Here is a 16,481-nt window from a genome sequence, read left to right as displayed (position 1 = left end):
GGAATGAAGTGTGAGTCATGCAACGAAAGGGAAGCAAGCATCCATATATCGAAAGGCGATGGACTGGAGAAGAGCGAGCGGTTCCTATGCGAACAATGTGCCAATGCCTCATTCGAGAATGATTTCAGCTATCCGGATGACACCTTCAACATCCAGAAACTGCTCCAATCTCTGTCCCAACAGCCTGCGTTGCATCAGCAGCAGAAAAAAACGCTGCAGTGCAGCACTTGCGGATCGACATTGAACAGCATCGTCCAGTCCGGGAAATTCGGTTGTCCCGATTGCTACCGCACATTCGAGGCACGTCTGCCGGATATCGTAGCCCGTGTGCAGGCCAACCAGACTGAGCATGTCGGCAAGATACCGGAGAAGTCGAAGGAATACTTGAAGACGAAGCGTAAGATGGAGCAGTTGAAAGCCAAGCTCCAGGCGCTCATCGATACCCAGGAATTCGAGGAAGCGGCCGTCGTCAGAGATGAGATACGCGCTTTGGAAAAGGCGGGTGAAGACGATGGAATATAAAAACATCAGCCCATGGATGCATGATGTAAAAGAGCAGCCGGTCGAAATGTCGACCCGCATCCGCCTGGCACGCAACATCGACCATATCCCCTACCCCCATATGATGCAGAACAGCAGTGGGATCGAGCAGATCCTGGAGCTTCTGGACGGGGTACTTGAAGGGTATGACCAGAAGGATATGGCGGACCTTAAATTTGAGGACAAGGCGCTGCTTGTCGAGAAGCATCTGGTGAGTCCGCTGTTCACCAAGCAAGGACTGAAGAACTACACCAGTGAAGATGAGTCGATCTCCGTCATGGTGAATGAAGAAGACCATCTGCGCATCCAGGCGATGGGGTCATGCCAGTCCATGATGGACATCTACCGGAAGGCCAACGATATAGATGACCGGATCGAACACGAACTGGACTACGCCTTTGATGAGCGGTACGGTTATCTGACAGCATGTCCGACGAATGTCGGCACAGGTCTCCGGGCGTCTGTGATGCTGCATCTCCCGGCACTCACTTCAAGCAAACGCATCCAGCGCATGGCTGGAAATTTGAGCCGTTTCGGGTTCGTATTAAGGGGAATATATGGAGAGGGTTCCGTACCGCTCGGCCATATCTATCAGCTGTCCAACCAGTTGACGCTCGGGCAGACGGAGGAAGAGATCATCACCACCCTGGATGAACTGAAGCAGAGGATCATCGAAGAGGAACTTGAGATGCGCTCATGGCTTGAAGATGAACATCTCCTGGACGTAAAAGATGCGGTCCACCGCTCGCTCGGCCTTTTGGGACATGCCTATAAGCTGTCTTTGAACGAGGCGGCGAAGTGCTTGAGCGACATCAAGTTCGGAATCGACCTCGGTCTGATCGAACACCCACATTTTCATTTCCAGAAATGGATTCAACTCATCCAGCCGGCATTCATCAAAATGCGTCTGAATGATAAAGAAGGCACATACACATCACTGGAGCAGGCTGTTGAAGAAGAGCGTGCAACAATGATGAGATATTTAATAGGAGGGGAATAAAGTATGCTATTTGGACGACTGACAGAACGTGCACAGAAAGTATTGGCGTATGCACAGGAAGAAGCGATCAACCTCAAGCATTCGAACATCGGGACAGAACATCTTCTGCTCGGGCTTGCGAAGGAAAATGAGGGCATCGCGGCAAAAGTGCTCGTCTCCTTCAACATCACAGAAGAGAAGGTCAAAGAAGAAGTGTTCAACCTGATCAACGAAGGGACGGAACCATCGTCTTCCATCCATTACACGCCGAGAGCCAAAAAGGTGATCGAACTGTCTATGGACGAAGCACGTAAGCTCCACCATAATTTCGTCGGGACAGAACATCTCCTGCTCGGCCTGATAAGGGAGAGCGAAGGTGTGGCGGCACGCGTGCTGGCCAATCTTGACTTGAACATCACAAAAGCGCGGGCGGCCGTCATCAAAATGCTCGGCAATCCGGACGCATTCCAGCAAAAGGACAATCTGAAGAAAGATCACAATACACCGACGCTCGACTCCCTTGCCCGGGACCTGACGCAGATCGCACGTGATGAGATGCTCGATCCGGTAATCGGACGCTCCAAAGAGATCACCCGTGTAATCGAGGTGCTGAGCAGAAGGACTAAGAACAACCCTGTCCTGATCGGTGAAGCAGGTGTCGGTAAGACAGCCATCGCTGAAGGGATGGCACAGGCCATCGTCAAAAATGAAGTGCCTGAGACGCTGAAGGATAAGCGTATCATGTCATTGGATATGGGTACGGTCGTTGCGGGTACGAAATACCGCGGTGAATTCGAAGAGCGCATGAAGAAAATGATGGACGAAATCCATAAGGCCGGCAACGTCGTGCTCTTCATCGATGAGCTCCATACGTTGATCGGTGCGGGCGGCGCAGAAGGTGCAATCGATGCATCCAATATCCTGAAGCCGGCACTGGCACGTGGTGAGCTGCAGTGCATCGGTGCCACGACGCTCGAAGAATACCGTAAGCATATAGAAAAAGACGCGGCATTGGAACGTCGCTTCCAGCCTGTCCAGGTGGATGAACCGAGTGTTGAAGATGCGATCCTCATCCTTAGAGGACTGAGGGACCGCTACGAAGCGCACCACAGGATCACAATCACAGATGAGGCGCTTGAAGCGGCGGCGATCATGAGTAACCGTTATGTACAGGACAGGTACCTGCCGGATAAGGCGATCGACCTGATTGACGAGGCATCCTCTAAAGTGAGGCTCAGAAGCTATACCTCCCCTCCAGATCTGAAAGATCTTGAAAGTAAGCTTGAAGCCGTCAAGAAAGAAAAGGATTCCGCGGTGCAGAGCCAGGAATTTGAAGCGGCGGCAAGCTACCGGGACAAGCAGAGCAAACTTGAAGCAGAACTCAAAAAACGCGAGGATGACTGGAAGAAGGAACAGGGCCAGGCTTCTCAATCCGTTGAAAAGAGCGACATCGAACTGGTCATCAGCGGCATCACCGGCATACCGCTGGCCAAGATTGCAGAAGAGGAGTCAGAGCGCCTGCTGAACTTGGAGAGCATCCTGCATGACCGTGTAATCGGCCAGGAAGATGCAGTGGCCTCCATTTCAAAAGCGGTCAGACGTGCCCGTGCAGGCTTGAAGAATCCTAAGCGTCCGATCGGAAGCTTCATCTTCCTCGGTCCGACAGGTGTGGGTAAAACAGAACTTGCCCGTGCCCTCAGTGAATCGATGTTCGGTGAGGAAGAAGCCATGATCCGCGTCGATATGAGTGAGTACATGGAGAAGCATTCCGTCTCCCGTCTCGTTGGTTCGCCTCCTGGCTACGTCGGCTATGATGATGGTGGGCAACTGACGGAAAAAGTGAGGAGAAAACCTTACTCCCTCGTCCTGTTTGACGAGATCGAAAAGGCCCACCCTGATGTCTTCAATATGCTTCTGCAAGTGTTGGATGATGGCCGCTTGACCGATTCGAACGGCCGCACCGTCGATTTCCGCAACACGATCATCGTCATGACATCGAACGTCGGCGCCCAGGAACTCAAGGACAACAAGTTCGTAGGATTCGGCACGACAGACGATAGCCAGGACTACGATACGATCAGAAGCACGATGATGAAAGAGCTCAAAAACACATTCCGTCCGGAATTCATCAACCGTGTGGATGACATCATCGTCTTCCACAGCCTCGAGAAGAAACACCTCAAACAGATCGTCTCACTTATGATCGATCAGCTGAGAGACCGTCTCAGCGGCCAGGATATCCATCTTGAAGTGACGGATTCGGCCAAAGAGAAAATCGCTGACGAAGGCTATGATCCGGAATACGGCGCAAGGCCGCTTGCACGGTCCATACAGCGTCACATTGAGGATCGTCTCAGCGAGTCCCTCCTATCTGGGGAAGAGCTTGAAGGCAAAGTCGTCACGATCGACTACAAAAATGATGAATTCGACGTAAAAACTAAAGACGCAGTGGCGGCGGAATAGATGCATAAAGGCCGGGCGGATTGATTTGACCCCCTCCAGGTTTACAGATGAAATAAAACATCTGTAAACCTGGAGGGGGTTCTTTTATGACTGACAAATATTATTCATTTGAAGAAAAGCTGAAAATGATTCAGGAATTGAGGGTAGGCATCAGTCCAAGCCATATATCCACAAAGCATCAGGTGTCTGTTGAGACACTTAGAAAGTGGCGGATAAAGTATGAGAAGCATGGTGCTGAGGGATTAAAGAAACGGGACAGGCATAGAACATATACCCGCGGCTTTAAAAAAATGGTCGCAAAAGAATATATGAATGGAATGATCTCCACTCACGAACTCGCACACAAATATGACATACCGTCGAAAACAACTGTTCGGAATTGGATTATACGTTACAATAATGGTGAAGAAATAAGAACGACGCGGGAGGGAGCTTCACCATTGACCAAGGGACGGAAAACAACGTACGCAGAACGGGTTGAGATTGCGCAGTATCATGCACAGGGGGATATCAGTTATCGTGAACTTGCCGAAAGATTTGAGGTGAGTTACCAGCAGGCCCGGAATATCATTGTGAAATACAAGGAATATGGTGAAATCGGCCTTGAGGACAGACGCGGAAAAGGAAAATCAGAAGACCAGCTCACTGAGACGGACCGCTTGAACAGAGAAATTTCCATGCTCAAAGCAGATAAACGAAAGCTTGAGGTGGAGAACGCCCTGCTAAAAAAGTTGGAGGAACTCGAGAGGGATTAAAATACAGCCGGGTTCCCAGTCACACGCTCCACACTGCCATCACTACGTTGCATAATGAAGGCTATGCCATCTCTGAATTATGCCATACGGCAGGCATCTCAAGACAAGCGTATTATCAATATCAGAAACGCCCCGTGCCACACGCTGAAGCAGAGAATGACACAGTGGCCAGTGCGATTGCCGAAATCTATGTTGAAACGGACGGCATCTATGGCTATCGTCAGATGTGCCATGCGGTCAACAAAGCCTTGAGGACGGGGTATAACAGGAAACGCATCTATCGGCTGATGACACGGATGGGCTTGAAATCGGTGACCCGGATCAAAAAGAAACAATACGTCCCCCACACACCGCAACAGGTCGCTGAGAACGTATTGAACAGAGATTTCCACGCAGCCCATGTGAATGAGAAATGGCTCACCGATGTGACTGAATTCAAAGCGCTGAACGGAGAGAAAGCCTACTTGAGCGCGATCATCGATCTGTACGACAACAGTATTGTGGCCTACAAATTCGGCCGTTCAAACAATAATCAGCTTGTTTTTGATACATTCACTTCTGCGATTCAAAAGCACCCGCAGGCAACGCCGCTTGTGCACAGTGACCGTGGCTTCCAGTACACCTCCTACGGCTTTAAAAAGATTCTGGATGCCCAGCAGATTCAACAAAGCATGTCCCGCGTCGGAAGATGCATCGATAATGGCCCGATTGAAGCATTCTGGGGAAAAATCAAATCGGAACGGTTCCACATCAGACGCAAGCAGAAGTACTATGCGGATTATCAAACAATTATAGAAGACATTACACGCTATATTGAGTTTTACAACCACCACAGACCGCAACACAAATTCAAGGGATTGAGTCCGCTGGAATTCAGGGCATTGGCGGCATAGAAAAACGCCTGAGAATCTCCATTCTCAGGCGGGAAACATTTATATTATTTCATCTGTCAACTTGGTAGGGTTCAGATCAGATCCACCGCCCGGCCTTTTTCTTCATATTCTATCCAGAATGGTGGTTCTGATGGCTACCACTTTAAAATTACATGTAATAGTTATACACTATATAATAATAAAATCGAACTACAGGAGAGGCTTATATATGGCGAAAGCGAAAAATGTTTTTGAATGCATGGCCTGCGGACATGAATCGCCGAAATGGATGGGCAGATGCCCGAATTGCGGTGCCTGGAACCAGATGGAGGAAAAGATCGTCCATAAGGAAACAAAGGGCAGGGGAACTTTCGGCAAGGTGGAATCCGACACCAGACAACGCAGCCAGAAACTTGAACGGGTCAAGAAAAGCCACACGCCAAGGACGAAGACGCAAAGTCCCGAGTTCGACCGGGTGCTCGGCGGGGGCGTAGTGAACGGCTCATTGATTCTGATCGGCGGGGACCCGGGCATCGGCAAATCGACCATCCTGCTGCAGACGGCCCTCGCCCTATCCGAGAAACACGAAGTGCTGTATGTTTCAGGCGAGGAATCGACAGAACAGATCAAGCTTCGGGCGGACCGTCTGCTGGAATCAAGCGACAACCTCAATGTCTACAGCGAGACGAACCTCTACTACATCCACGACGAAATAAAGCGGCTGGACCCCGATTTCCTCATCATCGATTCGATCCAGACCATCTTCAATCCGGATGTGACGAGCGCCCCGGGCAGTGTGGCGCAAGTCAGGGAATGTACCCAAAGTCTCATGAATATCGCCAAAAGCGGCAACATCGCAACATTCATCGTCGGGCATGTGACGAAAGATGGGCAGATTGCCGGCCCGCGGCTGCTTGAACATATGGTGGATACGGTCCTTTACTTTGAAGGGGATCAGCACCATACCTACAGGATGCTGCGTGCCGTCAAAAACCGCTTCGGATCGACGAATGAAATGGGCATGTTCGAGATGAAGAATGAAGGCCTCAAAGAAGTGCTCAACCCTTCTGAAATATTCCTTGAAGAGCGTTCGAAGAATGTACCAGGTTCAGCGATCGTGGCCACCATGGAAGGTACTCGCGCCCTGTTGGTTGAAGTCCAGGCGCTTGTGACGCCGACCCATTTCCACAACCCAAGACGCATGGCGACCGGCGTCGACCATAACCGCCTATCACTCCTCATGGCGGTGCTCGAGAAAAGCGAAGGGCTGCTTATGCAGCAGCATGACGCCTACATCAAAGTGGCCGGTGGCGTCCGACTCGATGAGCCTGCAGTCGACCTCAGCATCGTCGTCAGCATCGCTTCGAGCTTCAAGGGCGCCTCGATAAGAGGGGACGACTGCTTTATCGGAGAGGTCGGATTGACCGGCGAAGTCAGGCGGGTCACCAAAATAGAACAGCGTCTGCAGGAGGCTGCCAAGCTTGGCTTCAACCGCGCCGTCATCCCAGCTTCCAACATGAGTGGCTTGAATGTGCCGGATGGTATAGAAGTTGTAAGTGTGCGCAATCTGAAGGATGCCCTGAAGATGGCGATATCCAAATAAAACAGGAGGTGAATGGTTATGTTGCGATACCTGCTCTATGTATTGTATGTATTGATCGGGATTTCCTTAGGTGTCTGGCTGATGCCTTTAATATTTCAAATTCTGCCTTGGGACGTTCCGCTCATCTTGGACAATGTGCTCGTCTTCGGGCTTTCGGGTCTGCTTCTTTTTCTCGTCTTCTTCTCATGGACCCTCCCCAAAGTCGAAAGTCTCATAAGACGGAGCGAGGGCCTCATCTTGAACCGGAGTCTTGCAGAGATTGTATCCGCTACATTGGGGACGCTTATCGGACTGCTGATTGCTGTTTTGATATCCCTTTTGATAAATGCCATGGACATTCCCATAGTCCGCGACATCGTCCCGTTTATAGTGGCTGTGATCCTCGGATACCTCGGGTTTCAGATTGGGCTCAAGAAATTCGGCGAGGTGCTTGATTTCCTGCCGGGCAACTTCTCTAAATCTAAAGAAAAAGAATATAGGAACCATAAAAAATTCCTTGATACGAGTGCGATCATAGATGGTAGAATAGTGGATGTAGCAAAAACCGGCTTCATTGAAGGTGTGCTTGTCATCCCGCAATTCGTGCTTGACGAACTCCAATTGATCGCCGACGCCACCGACCCGATCAAGCGTGATAAGGGGCAGCGGGGCCTGGATATGTTGAATGCCCTGCAGAAGCAGAATGCGGCCGAGGTTGAAATCAGGGACGTCGAGTATGACAAGCTTGATGTAGACCACCAGCTGATTGAAATTGCAAAGGCTGAAAAAGGTGCCATCATAACGACCGATTATAACCTTAATAAGGTGTGCCAGCTCCACCAGATAAAAGTACTCAATGTAAATGAGCTCTCCGATGCCATCAAAATGGCCGTCATCCAAGGGGATCGGTTCAGCCTGCTCGTATCAAAGACGGGCAAGGAAGAAAACCAGGGCGTCGGATATCTGGAAGACGGTACAATGGTGGTCGTTGAAGATGGCAAGGCAGACATCAACAAAACCATCACCGTGGAAGTCGTCAGTGTGCTCCAGACCAATTCAGGACGTATCGTGTTTGCAAAGAGAGTGAGGAAATGATGAAATACACAGTAATCATCCCGGCTGCCGGCATGGGAAGCAGGATGAACACGGATTATAACAAGATCTTCATCCCCCTCGGTGAATCGCCGGTCATACGCATGACCGTGGAGAAATTTGAGGCGGACCCAGACTGCAACGCCATTTATCTTGCCGGCCGCAAGAATGAAATCGACACCCTCCATGAGATCTTGGCAGGATGCACAAAAGTCAGGGGCATAATCGAAGGTGGGAAAGAGCGGCAGCACAGCATATATAACGTGCTCAGCGCGATTGAACCGGCAGATTACGTATTCGTCCATGACGGCGCCCGGCCCTTTGTTTCAAAAGAGACGCTTACCCATCTGAAGGAAGCGGTGCCGGTCCATAAGGCAGTGATCTGCGGAGTGAAGCCGAAAGATACGTTGAAGCGCATAGATGGCAGCACCGTCGAGGCGACCATCGACCGTGACCGGGTGGTTGCGGTCCACACCCCTCAGGCGTTCGACTACGAATTGTTGGTGTCCGCCTACCGGAATGCACTGGAAAACGAACTGTCGGTCACCGACGATTCAATGATGGTGGAAGCGTTGGGCGTAAGCGTCCATGTCACCCCGTCGACATATGATAATATTAAGATAACGACCAGGGAAGATCTGAAAGTGGCAGAATCCATCATGAATAAAAGGGAGGGATGACATGTTAAGGATTGGACACGGCTTTGATGTGCATGCATTTGAAGAAGGCCGCCCGCTGATCGTCGGCGGCATTGATATCCCGCACGACCGCGGACTTAAAGGGCATTCTGATGCAGATGTGCTGCTCCATACCGTTGCCGATGCGATACTCGGGGCGCTTGCGCTTGGCGATATCGGCAAGTTTTTCCCGGACACGGATGAGGCCTTCAAGGATATGGACTCGAAAGTGCTGCTTGGAGAAGTAGTGGGGATGATGCACGAAAAAGGATATATCATAGGGAACATCGACGCCGTCATAATGGCTGAGGCGCCGAAGTTCAGACCGCATATCGATGCTATGCGCGAGGTTACCGCGTCTCTTCTTGAGACGTCGGTGGACAACGTCAACATCAAGGCGACGACGACCGAAAAACTCGGATTCACAGGCAGGGGCGAGGGCATCGCTTCTGAGGCTGTAGTATTAATAGAAAAACGGAGGAATGACCATGAGTAAAGTAAGAGTAAGGTATGCACCGAGCCCGACAGGCTATCTGCATATCGGAAACGCACGTTCTGCACTGTTCAACTATCTGTTTGCCCGCCGCTATGACGGCGATTTCATCATCCGCATCGAAGATACCGATACTTCGAGGAACATAGTAGGGGGCGAGGAGTCCCAGCTGCACTACCTCAAGTGGCTCGGGCTCGAATGGGATGAGAGCGTCGACCGCGATGGCGGCTATGGCCCATATCGCCAATCAGAACGGCAGCACATCTACCAGCCGGTCATCGACCAGCTGCTTAAAGAAAATAAAGCATACCGTTGCTATATGACTTCAGAGGAGCTTGAGGCAGAACGGGAAGCGCAGATCGCCCGCAGTGAGATGCCACGCTATGGCGGCCAGCACGCCAACCTCACGCCTGAGGAGGAGCAGGCTTTCATCGATGAAGGCAGGGAACCGAGCATCCGCTTCCGCGTGCCCGCCGACAAGACATATAAATTCGATGACATCGTCAAAGGTGAAGTATCCTTCGATTCAAACGGCATCGGCGACTGGGTCATTGTGAAGAAGAACGGCGTACCGACCTATAACTTCGCAGTGGCGGTCGATGACCATATGATGGAAATCTCGCATGTACTCAGGGGAGATGACCACATCTCCAACACACCGAAGCAGCAGATGATCTATGAAGCAATGGGCTGGGAAGAACCGAAATTCGGCCACATGACCCTCATAGTCAACGAAGAGAAGAAGAAATTGTCCAAAAGGGACGGCTCCATCATCCAGTTCATTGAACAATATAAAGAACTCGGCTATCTGCCGGAAGCCCTCTTCAACTTCATCGCCCTGCTCGGATGGACGCCTGAAGGGGAAGAGGAGATATTCTCCAAAGAAGCATTCATCGAATTGTTTGATGAAACGCGCCTGTCGAAATCACCTGCATTCTTCGACAAGCAGAAGTTGACTTGGATCAACAACCAGTACATGAAAGAAAAAGACACGGAAACTGTCTTTGATATGGCATTGCCGCACCTTGTAAAAGAGGGCTTGCTTGAAGAGAATGCTTCCGAAGAGTCGCTGGCGTGGGCCCGTAAACTTGTTGCCCTGTATCAGGAGCAGATGAGTTTTGCAGGAGAAATCACAACGCTGTCTGAACAGTTCTTCAAAGAAGAGATTGAGTTTGACGAGGCGGCCAACGAAGTGATCTCGCAGGAGCATATACCTGAGCTGATGGCGGCGCTCCATGCCCGTTTCAGTGACCTTGAAACATTCACCCCTGAAGCGATCAAAGCTGCAATAAAAGATGTCCAGAAATCAACGGGCTATAAAGGCAAGAAACTTTTCATGCCGATCCGTGTCGCCGTGACCGGCCAGACGCGTGGGCCGGAACTGCCGGACGCCATTGCGCTCATCGGCAAGGAAAAGACGCTTAACAGAATTCAGAAGCTGACATAAAATAAGCAAACTTGTTGCACCCTGTGAATCAATACCTTATGATTATTACAACAGAGACCCCGAGTATGGTCATTGAGCGGAAATAAGAGATTATCCGGCTGCTGAAAGGATAACCGTCTATCGATCAGAACTGCCCTCTGTAATGTTGATATGAATATTCAAGTGGCAGCTAAAGCTGCAAACAGAGTGGAACCGTGCATGATGCGCCTCTGTCCATATATGGACAGAGGCCATTTTAATATAGGAGGATGACATATGTTCAGCAGAATGAAAGAAGACATCGATATGGTTATGGAGCTGGACCCGGCAGCAAAGAGCAGGTGGGAAGTCTTCTTATCTTATTCAGGTTTACATGCAGTATGGAGCCACCTGTTGGCCCATCGCCTTTATAGAAGGAACGCCACCAGCCTGGCCCGGATCATTTCCCAGATCAGCCGCTTCTTCACCGGCATCGAAATACACCCGGGCGCAGAAATCGGGCGGCGTCTGTTCATCGACCACGGTAGTGGCACAGTGATCGGGGAGACATGCCGCATCGGTAATGATGTAACAATCTACCAGGGGGTCACCCTCGGCGGTACGGGTAAGGAAGAAAAGAAACGGCATCCAGACATCGATGATTTCGTGCTGATCGCGACCGGAGCGAAGGTGCTCGGCAATATTCGCATCGGGGAATGCTCAAAAGTGGGAGCGAACTCCGTAGTGCTGAAGGATATCCCGCCACACTCGACAGTGGTCGGCATCCCGGGCCAGGTGGTCAAACAGAAAGGGGAGAGGGTAAGGAGGGGACAGGTCTTCGAACACAGCAGCCTCCCAGACCCACTCCAGGAGAAGATCCGTGCACTGGAGGACGAAATAAAAGAATTCAGGAGAGATGTTGAAAATGATAAAGATATTTAATTCACTCACAAGGAGAAAAGAGACATTCGAACCGCTCGAAGCAGGGAAGGTCAAGATGTACGTGTGCGGACCAACCGTGTACAACTATATCCATATCGGTAACGCCCGCCCTGCCATCGCCTTCGACACCGTCCGCCGCTATCTGGAGTACAAGGGATATGAAGTCAACTACGTCTCCAATTTCACGGATGTTGATGACAAGCTGATCAAGGCATCCAATGAACTGAAAGAAGAAGTGCCTGTCATTGCGGAGCGTTTCATAGAGGCGTTCTTTGAGGATACGGGCGCGTTGAACGTCAAGAAGGCCACAGCGCATCCTCGTGTCATGGATCATATGGATGACATCATCGAATTCATCAAAGTGCTGATTGACAAAGGGCATGCCTATGAATCGGAGGGCGACGTCTACTTCCATACACGCTCTTTCGAAGATTACGGTAAACTGTCCCATCAGTCGGTTGATGACCTGAAAGTTGGCGCGAGGATCGACGCGGGTGAAAAGAAGGAAGACCCACTTGACTTCGTACTGTGGAAACAAGCGAAGCCGAATGAGATAAAGTGGGATTCACCGTGGGGCGAAGGCCGGCCGGGCTGGCACATTGAGTGCAGCGTCATGGCAAGGCGCCACCTGGGTGATACGATCGACATACATGCAGGCGGCCAAGACCTTACGTTCCCACACCACGAAAATGAAATTGCCCAAAGTGAATGCATGACCGATGAGACGTTTGCAAACTACTGGATGCATAACGGCTACATCAATATCGACAACGAAAAGATGTCGAAATCCCTCGGCAACTTCATACTGGTCCACGACATCCTGAAAGAAATCGATCCGGACGTACTACGCTTCTTCATGATCAGTGTGCACTACCGCAACCCGATAAACTATAACAGGGAACTGGTGCAGGCTGCGGAGAATGGACTCAGACGCATCCAGTCTAGCTATGCGAAGGCTAAGGAACGTCTGGACAGTGCAGTGGGTAATGAAGGAGACGAAGCAGTCCATCGCCTTATAGAACAGAACCTCGAAGTATTCGAAGCGCACATGGATGACGATTTCAATACCGCCAACGCAATCAGTGCTTGGCACGATCTGACATCGGAATTGAATAAATACATGCGCCGCCAGACGACATGCAAAGAGACGCTCATGCGTTTCATCGAGGCGTTCGACAGCTACAGCGAAGTGCTTGGTGTTGGCCTGGAAGAAGAACAAGTATTGCTTGATGAAGACATCGAAGCGCTAATAGCAGAGCGCAATGAGGCGCGGCAGAGCCGTGACTTCAAGCGCGCCGACGCAATCAGGGACGACTTGAAGGCGCAGGGCATCATCCTGGAGGACACCAAGGAAGGTGTGAGGTTCAGGCGTGGATGATCGCAAGCTTGAAACGATGCAGCCCTTATCGCTTGCCTTCGTGGGTGACGCCGTCTATTCCGTCTATGTGAGGAGCCACCTTTTGGCTGCCAATCCGTACTTGAAGCCGGATGCGCTCCATCAGGCGGCCAACCGGATGGTAAATGCCTCCGCGCAGGCGCGTGCACTGGATTATCTCCGAAAGAATGAACTGACGGAAGCGGAGTGGGACATTGCCAGAAAGGCGCGTAATAAATCAAGTGCCACAAGGGCCAAGAACGCAACCATAAAGGATTACCGCAATGCTTCCGGGCTCGAGGCATTGATCGGGCATCTCCATCTTTCCGGCAACACTAGCCGGATCGATGCGCTTATGGCCATCATATTGGAAATCGGGAGGGATAAAGATGACTAATGGAGTGATTGCAGGACGCCACGCAGTAAGGGAAGCCCTGCAGGGAGAAACGGAGATCAATAAGGTGTTCATCCAGGATTCCGTCAATAAAGGACAGATCAAGGATATATTGGATGCCGCCAGAAAAAAGAAAATCGTCGTGCAGACAGTACCGAAGACGAAGCTCGACGGTATGACTGATGAACGGCATCAAGGTGTTGTGGCGATGGGCAGCCCGCACGAATATATGGCGCTTGAGACGCTGCTGGAAAAAGTGGCGGGCAAACGTTCAAACGTGATTATCCTGGATGGCCTGGAAGATCCACATAATCTCGGATCTATACTCAGGACATGTGATGCGACCGGTTTTGACGGGGTGATCATACCAAATCGCCGCTCCGTCCAACTTACAGATACCGTCGCAAGAACATCCACCGGGGCAATTGAACATGTGCCGGTCGTAAGGGTGACGAACATCAACCAGACAATTGATACCTTGAAGGATCAGGGATTCTGGGTCGTCGGAAGTGAAGGCAGAGGCAACATGGATTACCGGGAAATGTCAGCAGATATGAATATCGCCTTGGTGGTCGGGAGCGAGGGCAAGGGGATCAGCAGAAAGACTCTGGAAAAATGCGATTTCATCGTCCAGATTCCTATGATCGGCCATATTACCAGTCTTAATGCATCGGTCTCAGCTGCTCTGCTGATGTATGAAGTGTTCCGCAAACAAGACGCTGGGCGTGAATGACATGAGACGTAAAAAAAGACGCATTCTGATCGTCGATGGCTACAACCTCCTCGGGGCCGACCCGGAACTGCATAAAGAGTCGCTGCAGTCGCTCCAGCTGCCAAGGGAGAAGATATTGGCCGCTCTCGCGGAGTACCAGTCGGTGGTCAATCAGGAAATCATCTGTGTGTTCGATGCCTATGAAGTGCGTTCGAAGGAGAGTGTGCGTGATTTTCACGGCGTCACCGTGGTCTACACAAAAGAGAAGGAGACGGCGGATGAATACATCGAACGGTTTGTGCATGATCATTACCACCCCCACTTATCGGAGATCAGTGTCGTGACAAGTGACTTGACTGAACAGAATGCGATATTTGCCCTCGGCGCCTACCGGATATCATCCCGTGAGATGTGGCTGAACTTGGCGGAAGCTGAAAAGAATATCAGTGAAAAAATAGATGCGATTAACGAAAAAATGCCCAGACAGAAACTGGATATCCGGCAGGATGTCCAAGCGAAACTCGAGAAATGGCGGCGTGGCCGTTTTTAGCATATTGAATATATTGATGATTCCTCTTATTCTTGAATAAAGTTCTGGGGGGATCGGTCATGTACCATATCACTGCATACCAATTTTATATCCGTGAGCGTGGAACAGATGATGACATGGATGAGCTCGCCTGCCGTGTGGATGGGGGTGACGTTGCCGCTTTTGATATAATGGATGAAAGGATCAGACCATATGTCAGGCGGCTGACCTACCGCTATTCCGAACATTTCCAGGACCGCGAGGATATGGAACAGGAGATGATGGAAGTCGCGCTCAAACTATGCAGCCGCTATGACCATACCCGCGGCAAATATATGCATTACCTCTACCGGACGCTTCGCTTCGAAATGATGAGCAGGTCCAGCGCGAACGGACTCAGGCGCTGCCGGGAACGGACATCCATCGAAAAGATGTATGACGAATCAAAGCGCAGCGAGCGGGAAGCGGATCCGATCAATATGATGGTAAAGGAAGAGCAGCTCCAATACCTGCTGCATAAAAAGGGAATCTGTTCACCTCTGGAGCAGAAAGTTCTGCAACACCTCGACCTGGGGCACAGCATCGAAGATGTGTGTCTGGCCTTTGAACTGGACAGGAAAGCGGTGCTCAATACGCTGCACCGCATCAGGCGTAAAAAAGAGCTTCTAAGCCATGAGGGGTGGGAAGGAGGGCCATTTGACAACACGGCATGAAATCGGTATAGTGAATTAGAATTGAAATGAGGGAGCTATGATGAAAGTGGCGCTAACATGCACTGGATGCGGGTCGCGCAATTATAGGACGACTACCGAGCACAAGGAAAGACTATCCATCAGGAAGTACTGCAAAACGTGCAACCGGCATCAGACTCATAAGAGTTCCATCTGATACAGGAGGAAACAACCGATGGCAAATGATAAGAATTTCCTGCAGAACGTTGTCAGCGAGATGAAGAAGGTAAGCTGGCCGACCGGTCAGGAAACGGTCCGCTATACAGCGGTCGTCATGTTCACAGTGATATTCTTTCTGGCGTTTTTCTATGCGCTGGACCTGGGTATCTCCGCACTCATAGACTTAATGTAACCAAAGGAGAGATACTATGTCTGGAGAAAAGAACTGGTATGCGGTGCATACTTATTCCGGATATGAAAATAAAGTGAAGAAGAACCTTGAAGCCCGGCTTGAATCGATGAACATGCAGGATCAGATTTTCCGCGTCATCATCCCTGAAGAGGAAGAGACGACCTTAAAGGACGGCAAGCGCAAAACGGCAATGAAGAAGACGTTCCCGGGATATGTGCTCGTCGAACTCATCATGACGGATGAGTCCTGGTACATCGTCCGCAATACCCCAGGGGTTACAGGCTTCGTCGGCTCCCAAGGTGCAGGCAGTAAGCCGAATCCGCTTCTGCCGGAAGAAGTGAAGTTCATCCTGAAACAGATGGGCATGGCTGAACGCACCGTCGATTTCGAAGTCGAAGTCGGCGAATCCATCAACATCGTCGATGGACCGTTCAAAAATCAGATGGGCGAAATCCGCTCCATCGATGAAGAGCACTATAAATTGACTGTGCTGGTCGAGATGTTCGGGCGTGAAACCCCGGTCGAAGTGGAGTTTGACCAGATCGAGAAATTGTAATAACTCACTTGCTTTTTTAATGGAATAGTGGT

General features: G+C 50.7%; 19 protein-coding genes. All 19 read left to right on the top strand.

Annotated features, from left to right (window positions below; genetic code table 11):
- Positions 1-3 precede the first annotated feature (3 nt).
- Positions 4-522, top strand: a complete 519-nt coding sequence (locus ACZ43I_RS11230; protein WP_344703217.1) for a UvrB/UvrC motif-containing protein — start codon at positions 4-6, stop codon at positions 520-522.
- A complete protein-coding gene (locus tag ACZ43I_RS11225; RefSeq protein ID WP_344703219.1) occupies positions 512-1,540 on the top strand; it encodes a hypothetical protein in 1,029 nt (342 codons plus the stop codon). The genes ACZ43I_RS11230 and ACZ43I_RS11225 overlap by 11 nt, the downstream gene beginning before the upstream one ends.
- Before the next feature lie 3 nt (positions 1,541-1,543).
- Positions 1,544-3,982, top strand: coding sequence for an ATP-dependent Clp protease ATP-binding subunit (locus ACZ43I_RS11220; RefSeq protein ID WP_344703221.1), 2,439 nt, complete (start codon positions 1,544-1,546; stop codon positions 3,980-3,982).
- Between the two features lie 86 nt (positions 3,983-4,068).
- Complete coding sequence (locus ACZ43I_RS11215) at positions 4,069-4,737, top strand: transposase (protein ID WP_344703107.1); 669 nt, start codon at positions 4,069-4,071, stop codon at positions 4,735-4,737.
- A 47-nt stretch (positions 4,738-4,784) separates the two neighbouring features.
- Entirely contained in the window at positions 4,785-5,630 is an 846-nt protein-coding gene (locus ACZ43I_RS11210; protein WP_464761327.1) for an IS3 family transposase, read from the top strand.
- Positions 5,631-5,838: 208 nt separating this feature from the next.
- Positions 5,839-7,212, top strand: a complete 1,374-nt coding sequence (gene radA, locus ACZ43I_RS11205) for a DNA repair protein RadA (RefSeq protein ID WP_344703583.1) — start codon at positions 5,839-5,841, stop codon at positions 7,210-7,212.
- An 18-nt stretch (positions 7,213-7,230) separates the two neighbouring features.
- Complete coding sequence (locus ACZ43I_RS11200; RefSeq protein WP_344703581.1) at positions 7,231-8,286, top strand: PIN/TRAM domain-containing protein; 1,056 nt, start codon at positions 7,231-7,233, stop codon at positions 8,284-8,286.
- Complete coding sequence (gene ispD / locus ACZ43I_RS11195) at positions 8,283-8,963, top strand: 2-C-methyl-D-erythritol 4-phosphate cytidylyltransferase (RefSeq protein ID WP_344703579.1); 681 nt, start codon at positions 8,283-8,285, stop codon at positions 8,961-8,963. The genes ACZ43I_RS11200 and ispD overlap by 4 nt, the downstream gene beginning before the upstream one ends.
- 1 nt (position 8,964) lies before the next feature.
- On the top strand, positions 8,965-9,456 hold the full coding sequence (gene ispF, locus ACZ43I_RS11190) for a 2-C-methyl-D-erythritol 2,4-cyclodiphosphate synthase (RefSeq protein ID WP_344703577.1): 492 nt from the start codon (positions 8,965-8,967) through the stop codon (positions 9,454-9,456).
- A complete protein-coding gene (gltX, locus tag ACZ43I_RS11185) occupies positions 9,449-10,900 on the top strand; it encodes a glutamate--tRNA ligase (protein ID WP_344703575.1) in 1,452 nt (483 codons plus the stop codon). The genes ispF and gltX overlap by 8 nt, the downstream gene beginning before the upstream one ends.
- Before the next feature lie 255 nt (positions 10,901-11,155).
- On the top strand, positions 11,156-11,800 hold the full coding sequence (gene cysE, locus ACZ43I_RS11180; RefSeq protein ID WP_344703573.1) for a serine O-acetyltransferase: 645 nt from the start codon (positions 11,156-11,158) through the stop codon (positions 11,798-11,800).
- The gene (gene cysS, locus ACZ43I_RS11175; protein WP_344703571.1) at positions 11,784-13,178 is read left to right on the top strand and encodes a cysteine--tRNA ligase; all 1,395 of its coding nucleotides are present in this window, start codon (positions 11,784-11,786) and stop codon (positions 13,176-13,178) included. The genes cysE and cysS overlap by 17 nt, the downstream gene beginning before the upstream one ends.
- A complete protein-coding gene (locus ACZ43I_RS11170; protein WP_344703570.1) occupies positions 13,171-13,572 on the top strand; it encodes a Mini-ribonuclease 3 in 402 nt (133 codons plus the stop codon). Before cysS ends, ACZ43I_RS11170 begins: the two co-directional genes overlap by 8 nt.
- Complete coding sequence (gene rlmB, locus ACZ43I_RS11165; protein WP_344703568.1) at positions 13,565-14,302, top strand: 23S rRNA (guanosine(2251)-2'-O)-methyltransferase RlmB; 738 nt, start codon at positions 13,565-13,567, stop codon at positions 14,300-14,302. The genes ACZ43I_RS11170 and rlmB overlap by 8 nt, the downstream gene beginning before the upstream one ends.
- Before the next feature lies 1 nt (position 14,303).
- The gene (locus tag ACZ43I_RS11160; RefSeq protein WP_344703566.1) at positions 14,304-14,831 is read left to right on the top strand and encodes an NYN domain-containing protein; all 528 of its coding nucleotides are present in this window, start codon (positions 14,304-14,306) and stop codon (positions 14,829-14,831) included.
- A gap of 59 nt (positions 14,832-14,890) precedes the next feature.
- Positions 14,891-15,523 carry an RNA polymerase sigma factor gene (locus ACZ43I_RS11155; protein WP_344703564.1) on the top strand — a complete coding sequence of 211 codons (633 nt, stop codon included), beginning with the start codon at positions 14,891-14,893 and terminating at the stop codon, positions 15,521-15,523.
- A gap of 37 nt (positions 15,524-15,560) precedes the next feature.
- The gene (gene rpmG / locus ACZ43I_RS11150; RefSeq protein ID WP_344703562.1) at positions 15,561-15,698 is read left to right on the top strand and encodes a 50S ribosomal protein L33; all 138 of its coding nucleotides are present in this window, start codon (positions 15,561-15,563) and stop codon (positions 15,696-15,698) included.
- Between the two features lie 18 nt (positions 15,699-15,716).
- On the top strand, positions 15,717-15,893 hold the full coding sequence (gene secE, locus ACZ43I_RS11145; protein ID WP_344703559.1) for a preprotein translocase subunit SecE: 177 nt from the start codon (positions 15,717-15,719) through the stop codon (positions 15,891-15,893).
- 16 nt (positions 15,894-15,909) lie between these two features.
- Positions 15,910-16,449, top strand: a complete 540-nt coding sequence (gene nusG, locus ACZ43I_RS11140) for a transcription termination/antitermination protein NusG (protein WP_344703558.1) — start codon at positions 15,910-15,912, stop codon at positions 16,447-16,449.
- Positions 16,450-16,481 lie beyond the last annotated feature (32 nt).

The sequence above is a fragment of the Salinicoccus jeotgali genome (assembly GCF_055379195.1).
This window is presented reverse-complemented; position numbering and strand designations above follow the sequence as displayed.

Coding starts and splice junctions, on each gene's coding strand:
- ACZ43I_RS11230 (WP_344703217.1), top strand. CDS start 4: ATGAAGTGTGAGTCATGCAACGAAAGGGAAGCAAGCATCCATATATCG.
- ACZ43I_RS11225 (WP_344703219.1), top strand. CDS start 512: ATGGAATATAAAAACATCAGCCCATGGATGCATGATGTAAAAGAGCAG.
- ACZ43I_RS11220 (WP_344703221.1), top strand. CDS start 1,544: ATGCTATTTGGACGACTGACAGAACGTGCACAGAAAGTATTGGCGTAT.
- ACZ43I_RS11215 (WP_344703107.1), top strand. CDS start 4,069: ATGACTGACAAATATTATTCATTTGAAGAAAAGCTGAAAATGATTCAG.
- radA (WP_344703583.1), top strand. CDS start 5,839: ATGGCGAAAGCGAAAAATGTTTTTGAATGCATGGCCTGCGGACATGAA.
- ACZ43I_RS11200 (WP_344703581.1), top strand. CDS start 7,231: ATGTTGCGATACCTGCTCTATGTATTGTATGTATTGATCGGGATTTCC.
- ispD (WP_344703579.1), top strand. CDS start 8,283: ATGATGAAATACACAGTAATCATCCCGGCTGCCGGCATGGGAAGCAGG.
- ispF (WP_344703577.1), top strand. CDS start 8,965: ATGTTAAGGATTGGACACGGCTTTGATGTGCATGCATTTGAAGAAGGC.
- gltX (WP_344703575.1), top strand. CDS start 9,449: ATGAGTAAAGTAAGAGTAAGGTATGCACCGAGCCCGACAGGCTATCTG.
- cysE (WP_344703573.1), top strand. CDS start 11,156: ATGTTCAGCAGAATGAAAGAAGACATCGATATGGTTATGGAGCTGGAC.
- cysS (WP_344703571.1), top strand. CDS start 11,784: ATGATAAAGATATTTAATTCACTCACAAGGAGAAAAGAGACATTCGAA.
- rlmB (WP_344703568.1), top strand. CDS start 13,565: ATGACTAATGGAGTGATTGCAGGACGCCACGCAGTAAGGGAAGCCCTG.
- ACZ43I_RS11160 (WP_344703566.1), top strand. CDS start 14,304: ATGAGACGTAAAAAAAGACGCATTCTGATCGTCGATGGCTACAACCTC.
- ACZ43I_RS11155 (WP_344703564.1), top strand. CDS start 14,891: ATGTACCATATCACTGCATACCAATTTTATATCCGTGAGCGTGGAACA.
- rpmG (WP_344703562.1), top strand. CDS start 15,561: ATGATGAAAGTGGCGCTAACATGCACTGGATGCGGGTCGCGCAATTAT.
- secE (WP_344703559.1), top strand. CDS start 15,717: ATGGCAAATGATAAGAATTTCCTGCAGAACGTTGTCAGCGAGATGAAG.
- nusG (WP_344703558.1), top strand. CDS start 15,910: ATGTCTGGAGAAAAGAACTGGTATGCGGTGCATACTTATTCCGGATAT.